At 70.9% G+C, this 17872-nt stretch carries 20 protein-coding genes; 8 read left to right on the forward strand and 12 right to left on the reverse strand.

Translation table 11 applies throughout. From position 1 onward, the window contains the following. Positions 1-151: 151 nt before the first annotated feature. From AB0J40_RS12500 to AB0J40_RS12530, 7 genes are all read right to left on the reverse strand, one after another. Positions 152-1777 carry an ABC transporter substrate-binding protein gene (locus tag AB0J40_RS12500; protein WP_364451391.1) on the reverse strand — a complete coding sequence of 542 codons (1626 nt, stop codon included), beginning with the start codon at positions 1775-1777 and terminating at the stop codon, positions 152-154. 237 nt (positions 1778-2014) lie between these two features. Further along, entirely contained in the window at positions 2015-2968 is a 954-nt protein-coding gene (locus AB0J40_RS12505) for a Ppx/GppA phosphatase family protein (RefSeq protein ID WP_364451393.1), read from the reverse strand. Between the two features lie 9 nt (positions 2969-2977). After that, the gene (locus AB0J40_RS12510) at positions 2978-4156 is read right to left on the reverse strand and encodes a lytic murein transglycosylase (protein WP_364451395.1); all 1179 of its coding nucleotides are present in this window, start codon (positions 4154-4156) and stop codon (positions 2978-2980) included. Between the two features lie 141 nt (positions 4157-4297). Beyond that, positions 4298-4807, reverse strand: coding sequence for a DUF501 domain-containing protein (locus AB0J40_RS12515; protein WP_364451397.1), 510 nt, complete (start codon positions 4805-4807; stop codon positions 4298-4300). Between the two features lie 15 nt (positions 4808-4822). Then, positions 4823-5185: a septum formation initiator family protein gene (locus tag AB0J40_RS12520; RefSeq protein WP_364452528.1), complete on the reverse strand. Its 363-nt coding sequence runs from the start codon at positions 5183-5185 to the stop codon at positions 4823-4825. Between the two features lie 251 nt (positions 5186-5436). Further along, on the reverse strand, positions 5437-6723 hold the full coding sequence (eno, locus tag AB0J40_RS12525; protein WP_364451400.1) for a phosphopyruvate hydratase: 1287 nt from the start codon (positions 6721-6723) through the stop codon (positions 5437-5439). 60 nt (positions 6724-6783) lie between these two features. Then, positions 6784-7245 carry a VOC family protein gene (locus AB0J40_RS12530; protein ID WP_364451403.1) on the reverse strand — a complete coding sequence of 154 codons (462 nt, stop codon included), beginning with the start codon at positions 7243-7245 and terminating at the stop codon, positions 6784-6786. Positions 7246-7317: 72 nt separating this feature from the next. On the opposite strand from AB0J40_RS12530, the gene AB0J40_RS12535 reads away from it, so the two are divergent. Next, on the forward strand, positions 7318-7722 hold the full coding sequence (locus AB0J40_RS12535; protein ID WP_364451405.1) for a tetratricopeptide repeat protein: 405 nt from the start codon (positions 7318-7320) through the stop codon (positions 7720-7722). Positions 7723-7939: 217 nt separating this feature from the next. Here AB0J40_RS12535 and AB0J40_RS12540 read toward each other — a convergent pair whose 3' ends face one another. Then, positions 7940-8686, reverse strand: a complete 747-nt coding sequence (locus AB0J40_RS12540) for a murein transglycosylase (RefSeq protein WP_364452531.1) — start codon at positions 8684-8686, stop codon at positions 7940-7942. A gap of 367 nt (positions 8687-9053) precedes the next feature. Between AB0J40_RS12540 and efeU the strand changes: the two genes are divergently transcribed. The 4 genes from efeU to AB0J40_RS12560 are packed head-to-tail and all read left to right on the forward strand — an operon-like array spanning position 9054 to position 12758. Next, a complete protein-coding gene (gene efeU, locus AB0J40_RS12545) occupies positions 9054-9899 on the forward strand; it encodes an iron uptake transporter permease EfeU (protein WP_364451406.1) in 846 nt (281 codons plus the stop codon). After that, complete coding sequence (gene efeO, locus AB0J40_RS12550; protein ID WP_364451408.1) at positions 9896-11041, forward strand: iron uptake system protein EfeO; 1146 nt, start codon at positions 9896-9898, stop codon at positions 11039-11041. The genes efeU and efeO overlap by 4 nt, the downstream gene beginning before the upstream one ends. Next, positions 11038-12294: an iron uptake transporter deferrochelatase/peroxidase subunit gene (gene efeB, locus AB0J40_RS12555; RefSeq protein ID WP_364451411.1), complete on the forward strand. Its 1257-nt coding sequence runs from the start codon at positions 11038-11040 to the stop codon at positions 12292-12294. The genes efeO and efeB overlap by 4 nt, the downstream gene beginning before the upstream one ends. A gap of 26 nt (positions 12295-12320) precedes the next feature. Beyond that, complete coding sequence (locus AB0J40_RS12560; RefSeq protein ID WP_364451414.1) at positions 12321-12758, forward strand: VOC family protein; 438 nt, start codon at positions 12321-12323, stop codon at positions 12756-12758. Between the two features lie 6 nt (positions 12759-12764). Here the strand turns inward: AB0J40_RS12560 and AB0J40_RS12565 are convergent, their stop codons facing one another. After that, the gene (locus tag AB0J40_RS12565; protein ID WP_364451416.1) at positions 12765-12977 is read right to left on the reverse strand and encodes a KTSC domain-containing protein; all 213 of its coding nucleotides are present in this window, start codon (positions 12975-12977) and stop codon (positions 12765-12767) included. A 66-nt stretch (positions 12978-13043) separates the two neighbouring features. On the opposite strand from AB0J40_RS12565, the gene AB0J40_RS12570 reads away from it, so the two are divergent. The 3 genes from AB0J40_RS12570 to AB0J40_RS12580 are packed head-to-tail and all read left to right on the forward strand — an operon-like array spanning position 13044 to position 15099. Continuing rightward, positions 13044-13613 (forward strand): TetR/AcrR family transcriptional regulator, encoded by a 570-nt coding sequence (locus AB0J40_RS12570; protein WP_364451419.1) that lies wholly within the window; start codon positions 13044-13046, stop codon positions 13611-13613. Next, positions 13610-14671 carry an SGNH/GDSL hydrolase family protein gene (locus AB0J40_RS12575; protein ID WP_364452534.1) on the forward strand — a complete coding sequence of 354 codons (1062 nt, stop codon included), beginning with the start codon at positions 13610-13612 and terminating at the stop codon, positions 14669-14671. The genes AB0J40_RS12570 and AB0J40_RS12575 overlap by 4 nt, the downstream gene beginning before the upstream one ends. Positions 14672-14688: 17 nt before the next feature. Then, a complete protein-coding gene (locus tag AB0J40_RS12580) occupies positions 14689-15099 on the forward strand; it encodes a PPOX class F420-dependent oxidoreductase (RefSeq protein WP_364451421.1) in 411 nt (136 codons plus the stop codon). 65 nt (positions 15100-15164) lie between these two features. Here AB0J40_RS12580 and AB0J40_RS12585 read toward each other — a convergent pair whose 3' ends face one another. The 3 genes from AB0J40_RS12585 to AB0J40_RS12595 are packed head-to-tail and all read right to left on the reverse strand — an operon-like array spanning position 15165 to position 17871. Continuing rightward, positions 15165-15728 (reverse strand): hypothetical protein, encoded by a 564-nt coding sequence (locus AB0J40_RS12585; RefSeq protein ID WP_364451424.1) that lies wholly within the window; start codon positions 15726-15728, stop codon positions 15165-15167. Then, entirely contained in the window at positions 15725-17083 is a 1359-nt protein-coding gene (locus tag AB0J40_RS12590; RefSeq protein ID WP_364451427.1) for a hypothetical protein, read from the reverse strand. The genes AB0J40_RS12585 and AB0J40_RS12590 overlap by 4 nt, the downstream gene beginning before the upstream one ends. Continuing rightward, the gene (locus tag AB0J40_RS12595) at positions 17083-17871 is read right to left on the reverse strand and encodes an ABC transporter ATP-binding protein (protein WP_364451430.1); all 789 of its coding nucleotides are present in this window, start codon (positions 17869-17871) and stop codon (positions 17083-17085) included. The genes AB0J40_RS12590 and AB0J40_RS12595 overlap by 1 nt, the downstream gene beginning before the upstream one ends. Position 17872 lies beyond the last annotated feature (1 nt).

The following is a 17872-nucleotide window of genomic DNA, read 5'->3' on the forward strand; positions in this document are numbered from 1 at the left end:
ACCACGTGCCCCCGGTGGCCCTCGGGCGCCCTCCAATTGGTGTTATTATTGTCGGGGGGCGGGGGGGTGTTTGTTGCCTTCAACCACTTGTTCTAACCCTGTTTCTCACTCACGACGGCGTGGTGGTGGGTACCGGCAGGTCAGCGCGTCACTACTTCTTCAGGACCTCGATGGACGGGTAGTCCGGCATGCGGCGGAAGTCCAGCGCCGCCGACTTGAGGTTCTTCGACTTCGCCGCGACGCCCTTCTCGTCCCACACCGGGATCGACGGCAGGTCCTGCGCGATCATGTCCTCGGCCTTCTGGTACAGCTTGACCGCGGCGTCCTTGTCGGCGGTGGCGTCCGCCTGCGCGAGGACCGCGTCGACCTGCGGGTTCGAGTAGCTGGAGTCGTTCGAGGACCCGCCGGTCTTGTAGATCGGGTTGAGGAAGTCCTCGATGGACGGGTAGTCCGCCGACCAGTCGGACCGGCCCATGCCGGTCAGCTTCTTGCTGGTCACGATGCTGCGCCACTGGCCGAAGTCGGTGGCCGGCACGAAGTCGCACTCGACGCCGAGGGTGTTCTTGATGCTGTTGCACGCCGCGACCAGCGGTTCCTTGCGGCCACCGTCCGCGTTGGACGCGATGGTCAGCTTGCCCTTGAAGCCGGACTTCGCGAAGGCCTCCTTGGCCGCCGCCGGGTCGTACTTGCAGAACTGGCAGACGCCGGGCCGCGCGCCGGGGATCCCCTGCGAGATGTAGCCGTCGGCCGGCACGTAGGTGTCGTTCATGACGGTCTTGGTGATCTGCGCGCGGTCGATCGCCATCGAGATCGCCTTGCGCAGCTCGAGGTTGTTGTACCCGGGGACGTAGTACGGCACGGCGATGGTGCTGATGCCGAGCAGGTGGCCGGTGACGAGCCGGTCGCCGAGGTCGTTCTTGTACTTGCCGCCCGCGACCGCCGACGGCGGCAGCGCCTCCATGAAGTCGAGCCGGCCGCTCAGCAGGTCCTGGTAGGCCGTCTCCTGGCTCGAGTAGATCTTGATGTCGAGGTCCTTGAAGTGGACCTTGTCGTCACCCTTGTAGTCGTCGTTGCGGGTGAGCTTGATGTCCTGGTTCGGCGTCCGCGAGACGAACTTCATCGGGCCGTTGCCGATGGGGTGCTGCTCGAAGCCCTTGGGGTCCTTGAAGAACGCGTCGGGCAGCGGCGCGAACGCCTGGTAGCCGACCTTGATGTCGAACACCGAGAACGGCGCGTCGAGGGTGACCTGGAACTCGTAGTCGTTCTTCTGCACAAGGCCGGACATCTTGTCCGTGGCAGGCTTGGCGTTCTCGTCCTCGGGGTGGACGTCCTTGTACCCCTGGATGTTCGAGAAGAAGTCGGTGTTGAGCTGGCCGTTCGGCGCGTAGGCGCCGTAATTCCAGGCGTCGATGAAGTTGTGCGCCTTCACCTCGGTGCCGTCGTGGAACTTCCAGCCCTGCTTGATCTTGATGTCGTAGACCTTGGAATCGGTCGTGGTGATGGAGTCGGCCATCAGGTTGAACGGCTTGGCGTCCGCGCCCTTGAAGCCGACGAGCGTGGCGAACATGACCTGGATCGCCTTGGTGCCGCCGAGGTCGTTGATGTTCGTCGGGACCAGCGCGTTCTGCGGTTCGGTGCCGTAGACGCTCACTGTGCCGTCCGGGTTCGTCTCGCCGGCGCCCGCGGAGCTGCCCGACCCGCCGCCGCACGCGGCGAGCACGAGTGCCAGCGAAGTCATCACCACCGTGGGTCCCCAGAGCCTGCGCGAACGACGCATGATCCCCTCCATATCCGGTGTGTCCGAAAGGTGAGACGCACGCTATCGGGGCCGGTGAAGCTGATCACAGGACTGCGGTGTTGCAAATGTGTGACGGTCGTCGGGACCACCTGGTTGGAGCACAACCAACGTAGGAATCCGGATACTCCGGACGGCCTAGCGCGGACAGGTGGTCATCACGCGCTCACCCACGGTTTGCGTTGCGGCACAAGCCCTTTGGGGCGGCCGAACGGTCGGTCAGGCGAGGGAGAGCGCGATGCCGTCGAGGATGTCGTGCTCGCTGACCACCAGCTCCGTCGGGCCGCCGCGGGCCGCCAGTTGCTCGGCCAGGGTCTGGACCACCACCGCGCCGCCGCCGATCACGTCCACCCGGCCCGGGTGGATCACCGGGTTGGCCGCGCGCTGCGCGTGGTTCTCCGACAGCAGGCGGGACGCCAGCCGGTCGATGTCGGCCGGGCTCAAAGTGGACAGGTGGACCCGGTCACTGTCGTACTCCGGCAGTCCCAGCGCGATCGCCGACAGCGTCGTCACCGTGCCCGCGACACCCACCCACGTCTTCGCCCGGGCGACGTCGACCACGTCGAACGCCTCGGTCAGCACCTTGCCCGCCAGGTCGCGGGCGGCGGCGATCTCGTCCGCGGACGGCGGGTCGCTCTTCAGCGCGCGCTCGGTGATGCGGACACAGCCGATGTCGACCGACTTCGCGGCGAGCACCTCGGCCTGGCGGCCGTCCCACGTGCCGAGGACCAGCTCGGTCGAGCCGCCGCCGACGTCGGCCACCACGAACGGGCCGTCGTCCGGGTCCTGCTCGCCCACCGCGCCGGTGAAGGACAGCCGCGCCTCCTCGTCGCCGGTGATCACCTCGGCCTCGACGCCCAGTGTCTCGCGGGTCATGCGGAAGAAGTCGTCGCGGTTCTTCGCGTCGCGGGTCGCGGACGTGGCGACCATCCGCACCTTTTCGACGCCCTTGCGCCGCGCGGCGATCGTGTAGTCGGCGAGCGCGGCGCGCGTGCGCTCGATGGCCTCGGGGGCCAGCTGCCCGGTGGCGTCGACGCCCTGGCCGAGCCGGACGATCCGCATCTCGCGGTGCAGGTCGCGCAGGTCGACCGTGCCGTCGTGGCGCGGCGTCAGCTCGGCGACGAGCAGGCGGATGGAGTTGGTCCCACAGTCGATCGCGGCAACACGAGGCATGCGATCACCCTAGCTGGCGGGTGTCGTCGTCCCGACGGTCGTGGTCGTGGTGGTCGTCGTGGTCGACGTGACCGTCTGCCCGCACGTCGGCGGCGGCGGGGTGGTCTTCGGGGGCGGCGTGGTCTCCCCGGTGCCGGTCGGCGTCGGGGACGGCGGCGGGGTGGTCGTCGTCGACGTTTCGGTCGTGGTCGTGACCGTCGTGGTCGGCGACGGGCAGGCCGGCTTCGTCGTGGTCTTCGGGGTCGTCGTGCCCGAGCCGGTCGGCGTCGTCGTCGGCACCGGCGGGGTCGTCGTCGGGACCGGTGGCGGCGGGATCGCCGGTGGCGCGGGGAGCGCCGCCGCGTTGGGCGCACCGATCGGGACCGTGCTGTCCGGCACCTGCATGATCCCGTTGCGGTAGGCCTCGGCCCACAAGATCACGGTGTTCACGTACGTGTCGGAGTTGTTGTACCGGTAGATCGCGCCGCGCAGCTGGTCCGGGTTCGAAAGGTCGAAGCCGCCGGAGCAGAGGTAGCGGCCGGTCGCCAGTGCCGCGTCGAAGATGTTGTTCGGGTCGGACTTGCCGTCGCCGTTGCCGTCGGAGGCGTAGCCCCTCCACGTCGCCGGGATGAACTGCGTCGGGCCCACCGCGCGGTCCCACACCGGGTCTGTGTCGAGCTCGCCGTGGTCGGTGTCCGGGATCGCGGCGAAGCCGCCCTGGCCGTTGAGCTGCGGGCCGAGGATCGGCTCGCGGGTGGTGCCGTTCGCGTCGACGTACCCGCCGCGCGCGTGGTTGGACTCGATCCGGCCGATGCTGGCGATCAGGGCCCAGTCGATGTGGCACGCGGGCAGCTCGCGGCCGAGGATCTCGGCGGCGTTCTTGTACGCGGCGAGCGCGGTGGCCGGGATGCCGAGCGGGCCGTCGGGGAGTTCGTACGCCGGGAGCGGCAGCGGGGTCGGGGCGCCGGGGAGGGTGCCGTCGACGGCGATCTGCTGGATGGCCGCGTGGCCGGGGTCGTAGCCCTGGCCGAGGGCGGCGTCGCGGGTGTGGTCACCGGTGCCGCCGAGCCAGCCGAGGGTGCCGCCGCCTGCCGCCACCGCGGGGAGCACCGCGAAGATGCCGGTGATCAGGGGGAACGCCGTGCGGTGGCGGATCCCGAATCTTCGGGTGTGACTCCCGACTGCGTCAGGCAGCCGCCGCACGCGCATGTCTCAGAGCCCTCCTGGCCGGATCGGTCACCACGCCCGGGAGACAGCCTGCCGTACCCGACGCGAGGTTTCACCCCTTCGAGAGAACCGAATGGGGTTTTCGCTCACCCAGACCAGTTATCTGTTCACGACGCGCAAGCGTTACGCGGCACAGTCCCCCGTGGGCCACCCGTTCGCCTTAAGGAGCTCCAGCGTCTCGTCACCGAACGGGTTGACGCCGGGGCCGACCGCGAGCGCGTGGGCGACGTGCACGTGCAGGCACTTGACGCGGCCGGGCATGCCGCCGGCGGTGACCTGGTGGCCGAGCGGCTCGATCGCGTCGCGCTCGGCGAGGTAGGTCTCGTGGCAGCGCTGGTACTGCGCGGCCAGCTCGGGATCGGTGGACAGCCGCTCGGTCATTTCCTTCATCAGCCCCGACGCCTCGATGGTGCCGATCATCGAGTTCAGTTTCGGGCAGGTCAGGTAGTAGAGCGTCGGGAACGGCGTGCCGTTCTCCAGCCGCGGACTGGTCTGCACCACCGACGGGTGCCCGCTCGGGCACCGCGCGGCGACGGCCCGCAGCGCCCGCGGCGGCCGGCCGAGCTGCTCCGCGATGATCTCGCGGTCGGCGTCGGTGACGGGCTCGTACCGGTGCTGCTGCGTGCTGTTCACGCGCTCAAGGTTAGTTCAGCCGCCGGAGACCTGGTTCCACAGGTTCTCGTACCAGGAGCCCGCCGCGGCCGGCTGCTGTCCCTGCTGGGGCGCGGCGTCCGGGGCCTTGTCCTCGGGCAGCTGGACGATGTACGGCGTCTCGCCCGGCTTGACGTACCGCAGCCGCCGCCGGGCCTCCGCCTCGATCTGCGCCGGGTCGCTCAGCTCCGCCTTGCGCCCCTGGAGCTGGGCGACCGTCTGCTGCAGCTGGGCCTGCTGCGCCTGCTGCTCGCGGATCTCGGTGCGCTGGGCGAGGTAGGTGCGCAGGGGCACGGCGATGGTGAACGCGAGCGCGCACACCACGATCGCCACCACCGCCGCGCGGCGGGTGGTGGACATGCCGAGCACCTTCGCCGCACCGGACGCCCGCTTCGCCGCCAGGCTCCGGCGCAGCCGGGCCCGGGTCGTCTCCGCGTCGCCGGCGCGGCGCCGCGCCGCCGTCGTGCCGTCGGCGGTCCGGGGTGGGCGGGAGCCGGGGCTCCCCGCGCGCGCGGCCTCGGGGCGGCGGGCCCGCGAAGTCCCACCGGCCCGCGAGGCCCCGCCGCCTCCGCGACGACCGCGCGTCGTCCTCCCCCGGTCCGCCATGCGGGTCAGCCCTCGGCGCTGAACCGCGGGAAGGCCAGCTCGCCGGCGTACCGGGCGGCGTCACCGAGGGTCTCCTCGATGCGCAGCAGCTGGTTGTACTTGGCGATCCGCTCGCCGCGGGCCGGCGCGCCGGTCTTGATCTGGCCGACGCCGGTGGCGACCGCCAGGTCCGCGATGAACGTGTCCTCGGTCTCGCCGGAGCGGTGGCTCATCATCGACTTGTAGCCGAACGACGTCGCCAGCGAGATCGCGTCGAGCGTCTCCGACAGCGTGCCGATCTGGTTGACCTTCACCAGCAGCGCGTTGGCGGCGCGGCGGGTGATGCCCTCCTCGAGGCGGTCCGGGTTGGTGACGAACAGGTCGTCGCCGACGATCTGGACCTTGTCGCCGATCTCGGCGGTCAGGGTGACCCAGCCGTCCCAGTCGTCCTCGCTCAGCGGGTCCTCGATGGACACGAGCGGGTAGCTCGCCAGCAGCTCGGCGTAGTAGGCGGACATCTGCTCGGCGCTCTTCTTCGCGCCTTCGAAGGTGTACGCGCCGTCGCCGAAGAACTCGGTCGCGGCGACGTCGAGGGCGAGCGCGACGTCGCGGCCCGGGGCGTAACCCGCCTTCTCGATGGCCTGGACGATCAGGTCGAGCGCCTCGCGGTTGTTGCCGAGGTTCGGCGCGAAGCCGCCTTCGTCGCCGAGGCCGGTCGAGAGGCCGCGGCCCTTCAGCACCGACTTCAGCGAGTGGTAGACCTCGGTGCCCCAGCGCAGGGCCTCGCGGAAGGTCTCCGCGCCGATCGGCGCGATCATGAACTCCTGGACGTCGACGTTGCTGTCCGCGTGCGAACCGCCGTTGAGGATGTTCAGCATCGGCACCGGCAGCACGTGCGCGTTCGGCCCGCCCAGGTAGCGGAACAGCTCCAGCTCGGCCGACTCCGCGGCGGCCTTCGCGACGGCCAGCGAGACGCCGAGGATGGCGTTCGCGCCGAGGCGGGACTTCGCCGGCGTACCGTCGAGGTCGACCAGCTTCTGGTCGACGATCCGCTGGTCGACGGCCTCGATGCCGACCATCTCCGGGCCGATCTCGTCGAGCACCGCGGCGACCGCGCGCTCGACGCCCTTGCCGTTGTAGCGGCCGGTGTCGCCGTCCCGCAGCTCGACGGCTTCGTGCTCACCGGTCGACGCACCCGACGGGACCGCGGCCCGCGCCAGCGTGCCGTCGTCGAGGGCCACCTCCACCTCGACCGTCGGGTTGCCACGCGAGTCCAGAATCTCGCGCGCGCCTACCTGCTCGATGAGAGCCACGCCATGCTCCTCGGTGCGTCTTGCCTGCGATTACGGGCCCAGCCTAGCCGTCACCGCTGTTCACCCGTTGGAGGACTCACCGCCCGCGCGGACGGCCTGCCAGCCCGGCGGCAGCTCGACGGTCTCGGACGTCTGCTGCCAGAACGTCCAGCTGTTGCCGCCGAGATCGGCGACGGTGAACACGCGGGCGCCGTAGGGCTGGTCCTGCGGCGGCTCCAGCTCGCCCTCGTCGCCGAGGGCGGCCTCGACCCGGGCGTAGGTCTCGTCGACGTCGTCGACGTAGAGGATGTTGAGCTGGCCGACCGGCCCGTCGACCCCCTTGGCCTGCCAGTAGTCCGGGCCGACGCCCGCGATCTGGATCCGCGCTTCGCCCGCGCGCAGGGTCGCCTGGAACACCTCGCCGGCGCCGTCGCAGAACCGGACTTCCTCCGTGAACCCGAAGACCCTGGTCAGCCAGGCGAGCGCCGCGGTGGCATCGGCGTAGTACAGGTAGGGCGCCAGGCCCCGGTACGGGCTGCTCATGGCGGCACAGTCCATCACGTCCCGTTCGGCGGCGTGTGCAACCCCCTCTTCCGAGGTAACGTGGGAGTGACCATGACGGACGCCGCAGCTGCTTCGCAGCCTCCCGAGGAGTCGCGGTTCCATGCCTTCCGCCAGGCCGAGGATCTGGTCGGCCGCCGTCGTCCGCTGGACGCGTTGAAGGCGTTGCAGCCCCTGCTGGAGACCGAGGCGGACAAGCCGTCGGTGCACCTGCTGGCCGGGCGCGCGTACTTCCACTCCGCGCAGCTGCGCCGCGCGGAGCAGGCGTTCACGCGGGTCCTCGAACTGGACCCGACCGACCACTACGCCCGGTTCATCCTCGGCCGGACCCTGCAGCGCCTCGGCCGGTTCGTCGAAGCGCTGGCCCAGATGCGGATGGCGTCGGCGATGAACCCGGTGCCGGAGTACCTCGAGGCGATCGGCGAGGTCAAGGCGCACATCACGCTGCGCGACTCCTGACGGCACCAGGGCCGATCGGCCCCGGGCGCCTCGGACTTTCGGCTGATCGACACGGGCCCCTCGGCCGATCCGCGCGACCCCCGCGAGCGGCGAAGCTGGTTCCAGACCGAACGAGGGAGGAACCGGAAATGTCGATCTTCGCCACCCTGGGCGCCTACGCCGGGTTGCTGTTGCTGGTCCTGATGGCCGTCACGCCGTTCTTCGCCGACCGCGAGCTCTAAGGCGCGACACTCGCTTCCGCGTAGGCGTCCGCCGCGCTGAACACGTCCTGGCCGTACGCCACGGCCTGGTTGTAGAACAGGATCGCCCGCCACCAGCCCGCCGGCGTGCCGAGGTCGTCGCCGCCGGAGCACAGGTAGCGCGCCGCCGTGAAGGCCGCGTCGTCGATGTTCTGGGGGTCCGGCGCGCCGCCGTCGCCGTTGGCCCGCTCCTGGTACTTCTTCCACGTCGACGGCAGGAACTGCAGGGGGCCGATCGCGTGGTCCCACGACTTGTCGCCGTCGAGCTTGCCGCCGTCGGTGTCGTGCACCGCCGGGACGCCCGGCGAGCCGTCCAGCGGCGGGCCGACCACCGGCTTGACGACGCGGCCGTTGGCGGCGATCGCCGAAAGGTCGAAGTCCCCCCGCTCGGTCTCCACGCGGCCGATGCCCGCCAGTGTCGCCCACGACAGGTGGCACGTCGGTTTCTGCCGTTGCATCCACATCTCCGCCCGGCCGTACGCGGCGAGCACGCGCGCCGGGAGGTGCGTCTTGTCCGCGACGCGCGCCGCCCAGGCGTCCAGCTCGGCCTGGTCGGACACCGCGGGCCGGTCGACCGGCGCGGCGAGCCCGGCGCGCGGTGACTCCGCGCCGGGCTGCGGGCGCTGCTGCGGGATGGCCAGCGCCGGCTGGACCGGCGGCGGCGCGGCGGGCGCGTCCGGGTTCCGGACACCGATGGTGACGACGAGGATCACACCGGTGAGCACCAGTCCCACCGCGAGGGCCATCCGGCCGACGTACCGCCTGGGCGGGCCGCCCGGGGGCGACGACGGAGGCGTGACGGTCGGCTGAGCGGTATCGGCCACCCGATCAGGTTACGGAGCCACTCAAGGGGGTCCCCGGACAGGCTGATCAGGCAAGCGGATGGTTAAAACAGGCCCACTGCCAGCGATATCACAGATTTCGTTATCGAGTCGACGCGCAGGCCCCTGACCTGCGGTTACCCTAACCTAACTTCGCATCGACGCCCGGTTTGTCCGGTTGTCTGGTTTCGAGGCGGCGGGCGGGCACTGGACTTACAGGTGAGCCTTACCTAAAACCATCACGGAAGCAGAAACTCAGGGAGGCGGACCGGTGTTGTTCTCGAGCGCGCTGATCGGGCTGCGCGAAGGCCTGGAAGCCGCGCTGGTCGTCAGCATCCTGGTGGCCTTCCTCGTCAAGACCGAGCGGCGGCACGCGCTGCGCTGGGTGTGGCCGGGCGTCGGCGCCGCGGTGCTGCTGTCGGTCGCCGTCGGCGCGGTCCTCACCTTCACGACCGCCCAGCTGTCCTTCGAGCACCAGGAGCTGCTCGGCGGCAGCCTGTCGATCGTCGCCGTCGGGTTCGTCACCGCGATGATCTTCTGGATGCGCAAGGCGTCGAAGAGCATCGCCGCCGAGCTGCGCGGGAAGATGGACGACGCGCTGGACGTCGGCCCGGCGGCCGTGCTGCTGCTGTCGTTCCTCGCGGTCGGGCGCGAAGGGCTCGAGACCGCGGTGTTCTTCTACTCGACCGTCCAGGCCGCGCAGGAAGACACCGTGCAACCGCTGATCGGCTTCGCCATCGGCATCGCCGCCGCCGTCGTGCTCGCCTGGCTGCTCTACAAGGGCGCCGTCCGGTTCAACCTGGGCAAGTTCTTCACGATCACCGGCGTCCTGCTCGTGTTCGTCGCCGCGGGCGTGCTCGGCTACGGCCTCCACGACCTGCAGGAGGCCGCGTTCCTGCCGGGGATCGGCACGCTGGCGTTCGACGCGTCGAGCACGCTGCCCGAGACGTCCTGGTACGGCGCCCTGCTCAAGGGCATCTTCAACTATTCGCAGCAGACGACCGTGCTGCAGGCCGTCGCCTGGGTCGCCTACGTCGCCATCGTGCTGCCCCTCTTCCTCAAGCCCAGCAAGAAGACCGCGCCGGCGCCCGCCGCCGCGGCCGCCTCGAAGGAGTGACCGTGCGCAAGACCCCCTCGCTGGCCGTGCTGGCCGGCGCCGCCGTGCTGGTGACGCTGGCCGCCTGCGACAGCAAGAGCGACACCGCCGGTGCCGCGGCGGACGGCGGCCCGATCAAGGTCTCGGCGTCCGACACGGCGTGCGAGGTCTCCGCCACGACGGCCACCGCGGGCAACGTCACCTTCGAGATCACCAACAAGGGCAGCAAGGTCACCGAGTTCTACCTCTACGCCGAGGGCGACCGGATCATGGGCGAGGTCGAGAACATCGCGCCGGGCCTGAACCGGCGGCTGATCGTCGAGGTCGCCGACGCCGGCAAGTACCAGACCGCGTGCAAGCCGGGCATGGCGGGCAACGGCATCCGCGGCGACTTCACCGTCACCGGCGGCGCGCCCAAGCAGAACGACGCGAACGCGCAGAAGGCGCAGGCGACCAAGAGCTACAACGACTACATCGCGAACAACACCGCCGCCCTCGAAGAGGAGACGGGCAAGTTCGTCGGCCTGGTCAAGGCGGGCAAGGTCGACGAGGCGAAGGCCGCGTACGCGCGCACCCGCGTCTACTACGAGCGCATCGAGCCGGTCGCCGAGAAGTTCGGCGACCTCGACCCGGCCATCGACGTCCGCGAGGCCGACCTCGAGCCGGGCCAGCAGTTCACCGGCTTCCACCGGCTGGAGAAGGATCTCTTCAAGACCGGTCTGCAGGCCGACAGCCCGCAGATCGCGGACAAGCTGCTGACCGACGTCAAGGACCTCGTCGCGAAGACCAAGACGCTGCAGCTGACCGCGCTCGACCTCGCGAACGGCGCGAAGGGCCTGCTCGACGAGGTCGCGACCGGCAAGATCACCGGCGAGGAGGAGACCTTCTCGCACACCGACCTCTGGGACTTCCAGGCCAATGTGGACGGTTCGAAGGGCGCGATCACCTCGCTGCGGCCGATCCTGCAGGCGAAGGACCCGGCCCTGGTGTCCACACTGGACAAGGAGTTCGCGAACGTCCAGGGCCTGCTCGACAAGCAGCGCGCGGGCGACGGCTTCAAGCTCTACACGGATCTTTCCCAGGACCAGGTCAAGGAGTTCGCATCGGCGGTCGACGCGCTGAGCGAGCCGCTGAGCAAGGTTGCGGAGGTCGTGTCGAAGTGACGTCGGCAGAGGGCACGCGGGTTTCGCGGCGGAAGCTCTTCGGTCTGGCGGGCGCGGGGGTCGCGCTCGCCGGGGCGGGGGCCGCCGCCGGGATCGGCATCGACAAGGCGACGGGCAGCGCCGAAGCGGCGGTGAACATCGTCGGTTTCGAGGGCGAGCACCAGGCCGGCATCGTCACGCCGGCCCAGGCGAACCTGCACTTCGCGGCCCTCGACGTCACCACGAAGGATCGCGAGAAACTGCGGCAGCTGCTGAAGACGTGGACCGACGCGGCCCGCCGGATGACGGCGGGCCAGGAGGTCGTGGCGAACGGCGCGGTCGGCGGCGATGAGTACGCCCCGCCCGGGGACACCGGCGAGGCGCTCGACCTGCCGGCGTCGAACCTGACGCTGACCATCGGCTTCGGGCCGTCGCTGTTCGACGGCCGGTTCGGCCTGGCGGGCAAGCGCCCGCCGCAGCTGATCGACCTGCCGTTGTTCCCGAAGGACAAGCTCGACCCGGCCCGCAGCGGCGGCGACCTGTGCATCCAGGCCTGCGCGGACGACCCCCAGGTGGCGGTGCACGCGGTCCGCAACCTGGTGCGGCTCGGCTTCGGCGTCACCGAGGTCCGCTGGTCGCAGCTCGGGTTCGGCCGCAGCTCGTCGACGTCCCGGGCGCAGGCGACGCCGCGGAACCTGTTCGGCTTCAAGGACGGCACGAACAACATCAAGTCCGAGGACACGGACTTCCTGCGCGACCAGGTGTGGGCCTCGGCGGCCGACGGCCAGGCCTGGATGGCGGGCGGCTCGTACCTGGTGGCGCGCCGGATCCGGATGCACATCGAGACGTGGGACCGCGAAACCCTCGACGGCCAGCAGCAGATCATCGGCCGCACGAAGGGCACCGGCGCACCGCTGGGCCAGACCGCGGAGTTCGACGAGCTGGACCTCGACGTCGGCGGCGCGGGCGGCGAGAAGGTGATCCCCGAGGACGCACACGTCCGGCTGGCCTCGCACCAGGCGCTCAACGGCGTCCGGATCCTGCGGCGCGGCTACAACTTCGTCGACGGTTCCGACGGCGTCGGCCACCTCGAGGCGGGGCTGTTCTTCCTGGCGTTCAACCGGGACACGCGCAAGCAGTACGTCCCGATGCAGCAGGCGCTGTCGGCCAAGGACGCGATGATGGAGTACGTGCAGCACACGGGTTCGGCGCACTTCGCGGTGCCGCCGGGTGTTTCGAAGACCGGCTACTGGGGTGAAGGGCTCTTCGCCTAGAGCCGGTCGTCGCTAGCATCCACCGCATGGCCATCAAACTCGAAAACGTCGGCATCGCCGTCCGCGACCTCGAAGCGACGATCGCTTTCTTCACCGACCTGGGTCTCACCGTCCTCCACCGGGACACGGTCAGTGGTGAATGGACCGAGACGGCCGTCGGCCTCGATGGCAACCACGCCAAGATCGCGATGCTCCAGACGCCGGACGGCGCCGGCCGTCTCGAGCTGTTCGAGTACATCAGCCCGGAAGCGATCGAGTCCGAGCCCACTCGTCCCAACGAGATCGGCATGCACCGCGTGGCCTTCTCCGTCGACGACCTCGACGAAGCCCTCGAGATTGCCGCGAAGCACGGCTGCCGCCCGCTTCGCGGCGTGGCGACGTACGAGGACATCTACCGGCTCACCTACGTCCGCGGACCCAGCGGCATCATCGTGATGCTCGCCGAGGAGCTGAAGAAGAACTGAGCGGCACTACTCCACCTGCTCGGTCGGGTAGCGGTCGCGGATGCGGGTGTTGAAGAACCGGCCGATGCTCGGCGACGCCATCAACTCGCGGTGCACGGACTCCGGCACCAGCCGGTACCGGTAGACGCTCTCGTTCACGAACTCGATCTCCAGGAGGTGCTCCTCCCGGTCGTAGCCGATCGACGCGATCGTCGACGAGCTCACGGCGTGGCGGCGCATGTCACCCATTATCTCCTTGCCTAAAGCCTTTAGGTAAATCTACATTGGCTTTAGGAGGTGGTGCCGGTGGTTCGCGCCGGGTTGACGACCGAGCGGCTGGTCCGGGCGGGCGCCGAGCTCGCCGACGAGGTCGGGTTCGACAACGTGACGCCGTCGGAGCTCGCGCGCCGGTTCGGCGTCAAGGTCGCCAGCCTGTATTCGCACGTCAAGAACGCGCACGACCTGCGGACGCGGATCGTGCTGCTGGCGCTGGAAGAGCTCGCCGACCGGGCGGCCGCGGCGCTGGCCGGCCGGTCCGGGCGGGACGCGCTGATCGCGTTCGCCGACGTCCACCGCGACTACGCCCGGGCGCACCCGGGCCGGTTCGCGGCGGCGCAGCTGCGGCTCGACGCGGAGACCGCGGCGGCGAGCGCGGGCGTGCGGCACGCGGAGCTGATGCGCGCGATCCTGCGCGGCTACGACCTGACCGGGCCGGACCAGACGCACGCCGTCCGGCTGCTGGGCAGCTTCTTCCGCGGGTTCGTCGCCCTCGAAGCCGACGGCGGCTTCGACCACAGCCCGCCCGCGGCACCCGAGAGCTGGACCCGCCTCCTCGACGTCCTCGATTCCCTTCTCCGTGATTGGCCACGCTCGTGATCACCACCCCGCTCGACGACCTCGTCCACGGCGCCCTCGAACTCGAACAGACCCCGCGCGGCCTGGTCCCGCACCGGCTGCCGGCCCACGCGCGGGCGCAGAACACCGACCCGCGGCTCGCGATGGCCGAGGCGCAGCCCGCCGGTGTCCGCCTGCGCTTCCGCACGACGGCTCGCCTGATCGAACTCGAGACACTGGCGACGAAGGTGGAGTATCCCGGTGCGCCACCGCGGCCGGACGGCGTCTACGACCTGGTCGTCGACGGCAAGCTCGCCGCCCAGGCGACCGCGCCCGCCGGCGTGCGGTTCGCGGACCTGCCCGGGCACGACAAGGACGTCGAGATCTGGTTGCCGCACAACGAACTGACGACGTTGGTCGCGTTGCGCACGGACGCGCCGGTCACGCCCGTGCCCCCGGCCGGCCGTGTGTGGCTGCACCACGGCAGTTCGATCAGCCAGGGTTCGAACGCGGCGAGCCCGTCGACGACGTGGGCCGCGCTGGCCGCGCTCTCGGCCAGGGTCGAGCTGGTCAACCTGGGCTTCAGCGGGAACGCGCTGCTGGATCCGTTCACCGCCCGCGCGCTGCGCGACACCCCGGCGGACGTGGTCAGCGTGAAGCTCGGCATCAACGTCGTCAACGCGGACGTGATGCGGCTGCGCGCGTTCGGGCCGGCGGTGCACGGGTTCCTCGACACGATCCGCGAAGGCCACCCGACGGCGCCGCTGCTGGTCGTCTCGCCGTTGTACTGCCCGATCCACGAGCGGACGCCGGGCCCCGGCGACTTCGACCACGCGGCATTGGCAGCCGGTGTCGTCCGCTTCCGCGCCACCGGCGAACCGGGTGAGGGGAAGCTGACGCTGGAGGTGATCCGCGACGCGCTGGCGGAGATCGTGGCGCAGCGCGAGGACCCGGCGTTGCACTACGTGGACGGGCTGTCGCTGTACGGACCCGAGGACTACGCCGAGTTCCCGCTGCCGGACGAGCTGCACCCGGACGGCCCGGCCCACCAGCGGATCGCGTCCCGGTTCGCGCCACTGCTTGACTTCAACCTCCCTTGAAGTTGAAGGCTGGTGGCATGTTCACCGAAGCAGAACTCGCGTACCTCGAGGCCCAGCCGCTGGGCCGGCTGGCGACCCAGCAGCCGAACGGAACGCTGCAGGTCAACCCGGTCGGGTTCCGGTACAACCCGGACGAGAAGGCCATCGACGTAACCGGCCACAACCTGAGCGGCAGCAAGAAGTTCCGCAACGTCCGGGAGAACGGCCGGGTGGCGTTCGTCGTCGACGACCTGCCGTCGACGAACCCGTGGCGCGTGCGGTGCCTGGAGATCCGCGGCCACGCGGAGGCGCTGACGGGGGTCAACCTCCCGGACAACCACTTCGACGACGCCGTGATCCGGATCCACCCCGAGCGGATCCTGGCCTTCGGGGTCGAGGACTGGGATCGGGAGCCGCTGGAGCTGGAGCCGAACATCCGCAACGTGTGACGCCGGGCCGCCACGGGGTACTGGGGGTTCCCGTGGCGGCCGCGGCTTCCCTGCGGCGGCCGGGATCAGCGACGGCCGCCGCGAGCGGTGTAGGCCGCCGTGCCCGTGACCGCCAAGGCCACCGCTGTCCACGTGGCCGCCGGCGTCTCCGCCGGCTGCAGCATCCAGGCGACGATCCGGATCGTCGTCGAGCCGTCTTCCGGCACGAAGGGCGTTATCGCCGCCCACAGCAGCGGGAGCGTCCAGCCGAATTGGCCGCCCGCGACGGTCGCCGCCAGACCGGCCAACCCCAGCAGGCCCGCCGCGTCGCGCACGATGATCGACCCGTCGACCGTCAGCACCCCCAGCAGCTGGACCGCCAGCACCGCACCCGCGACCGCCAGGCCGATCAGCGCCAGGTGCGCGAACCGGCGGACCGGCCACCGCAGCGCCGCCGTGCGGTCGAGGTCCGGGTCCTGGCCGCTGAGCCCGGTCGCCGCCACCGCGGTGCCCGCCGTCAGCGCCAGCATGACCGGGATCGCCGACCACGAGCCGCGCGCCAGGAACCACACGCCCGCCGTGGCCGCGAGCAGCGCCGTGAACGCCGCCGGGACCTGCCGCGAACGCGCGTACAGCGTCACCCACCTCATCTCGCGTACCCCGGCACCAGCGTTTCGAGCGGGTCACCCTGGCAGGTCAGGAGCACCTGGCGCAGAGCAGCGACCCGCGCGAACCGGACCTCCGCCGGCAGCGCGCGGAACTTCGCCCACGCGCCCTCGATCGGGCCGGGCTGGCGGGCGACCCACTTCGCGCCGTACTCGGGCAACGGCTTCAGCTCGCCGGTGAAGTACGCCGCCGCGATCATGCGGGCGCCCACATCGGACAGGTCGCCGTGGCTCGGTGGCACACACCCGGGCACCCCGGCGCCGGACAACACCGCGAGCCGCAGGGTTCCGGCGTCCGCCGTGAGCAGGTCCTCGTTGTGCTGGAAGTTCAGGTAGACGACGCCGGGATCCCGAGCGGGCAGCGAGACGAGGGACGCCGACGCCATCTGTTCCTCGATCCGACTGGGCGCGCCGGGCAGCTTCGCCAGCATCGCCAGTGCTTCGCGCCCCGGCCCGGCCAGGGCGGCCAGCCTGTCCTCGTGCGCCCGGCTGACGCAGATCGGCCCGTCGCAGACCTTTTGCGCGGCAACGCCGTCGGGGACCAGGAGCCCGTCGGCGGACGCCGGGAAGACCGGCAGGGCGATCGCGGCCCCGGCCACCACCGGGAGCAGGCCGAGGAGCCGGGCCCGCACGGAGTTCGCCGCCAGCAGCAGGAAGCCCGTCGCGGCCAGCCCCGCGAACCACACCGCCTGCCCGAGGTCCACCGAAGCCGCCGTCGTCACCAGCTGGCCCCGCGGCTGCGCGAGTGGCGGCGCCAGCAAGCCGAACCGGCTGTACGGCATCGACAATGCGGCTCCTTCGAGCGTCGTCCAGGCCAGGATCGACACCACCAGGGTCAGCACGGCCAGCGCGGGCGCGGTCAGCGGGTGCGGCAGCAGCCGGCCGACCGCCAGGCCGGCCCAGCTCCCCGCCACGACGGCGAGCAGCCCGACGAGGACGACCGGCAGGAAGCTCGCCGAGACGAACCCGCCGTGCGCGAGCACCTCTACCAGGCCGACGCCGAACACCAGCAGGAACCCGAGCGCGCTCAGCAGCCCCACCGCGGCCGCCAGCCGGATCGCCCGGTGCCGGCCCGGCCGCGACGTCGTGGCCAGCAGCTCGACCATGCCGGAGCGGCTGTCGCGCATGCCCTGGACCGCCCCGGCGCCGACGACGATCGGCCACAGGAACACCAGCAGGAACCGCAGCCACAGCGCGGTGGTCGTCGTGTTCGCCGTCCACGGCGCGGGCACCTTCCACCACGGCCCGGACAGCAGGAACAGGAAGCCGAGCGCCACCACGAGCAGGGCCAGCCCGGCCCAGGGCGCGATCGAGCGCCGCAGTTCGGTGCGCAGGATCATCACCACGCCCCCTGGCCCGGCCGGTGGTCCAGCAGCGCCGAGTAGCCGCGCTCGATCGGGCTGTCCCCCACGTGCTCCGCGGTGCCGGCCGCGGCCAGCTCGTCCGGCGTCCCCTGGAACACCAGCTTGCCCTCGGCGAACAGGACGACGTCCGAGCACGCCGTCGCCACGTCCTCGACCAGGTGCGTCGAGATCAGCACGCACGAGTCCTGGCCGAGTTCCTGCACCAGTTCGCGGAACCGCACCCGCTGGGCCGGGTCGAGCCCGGCGGTCGGCTCGTCCAGCAGCAGGATGTCGGGGTCGTTGACGATCGCCTGCGCGATCCCGACCCGCCGGACCATGCCACCCGACAGCGTCTTCATCCGGTCGTCCGCGCGGTCGGCGAGACCCACCCGGTCGATCGCGCGCTGCACCGCACCCGGGATGTCCTCTTTGGACATCTCCTTGAGCCACGCGATGTACTCGACGAACTCCCGCACGGTGAACCTCTTGTAGTACCCGAAGTTCTGCGGCAGGTAGCCGATCCGGCGGCGCAACGCGCGCTGCTCCACGCCGCCGAGCAACGTCAACGTGCCCGACGCCGGGCGCAGCACCGTCGCCAGCGCCCGGATCAGCGTCGTCTTGCCCGCGCCGTTGGGCCCGAGCAGGCCGTGCACCCCCTTGCCCAGGGACAGGTCCAGCCCGTCCACCGCCATCTTCCGCCGCCCCACCCGCACCTTCAGCCCGTCCGCCCGGATCTCCCAGGCGTAGGTCGACGGCGCCACCTCGGCCGCTCCGACTGCCCGCATC

It is taken from the genome of Amycolatopsis sp. NPDC049691, from assembly GCF_040675005.1.
Taxonomy (GTDB): Bacteria; Actinomycetota; Actinomycetes; order Mycobacteriales; family Pseudonocardiaceae; genus Amycolatopsis.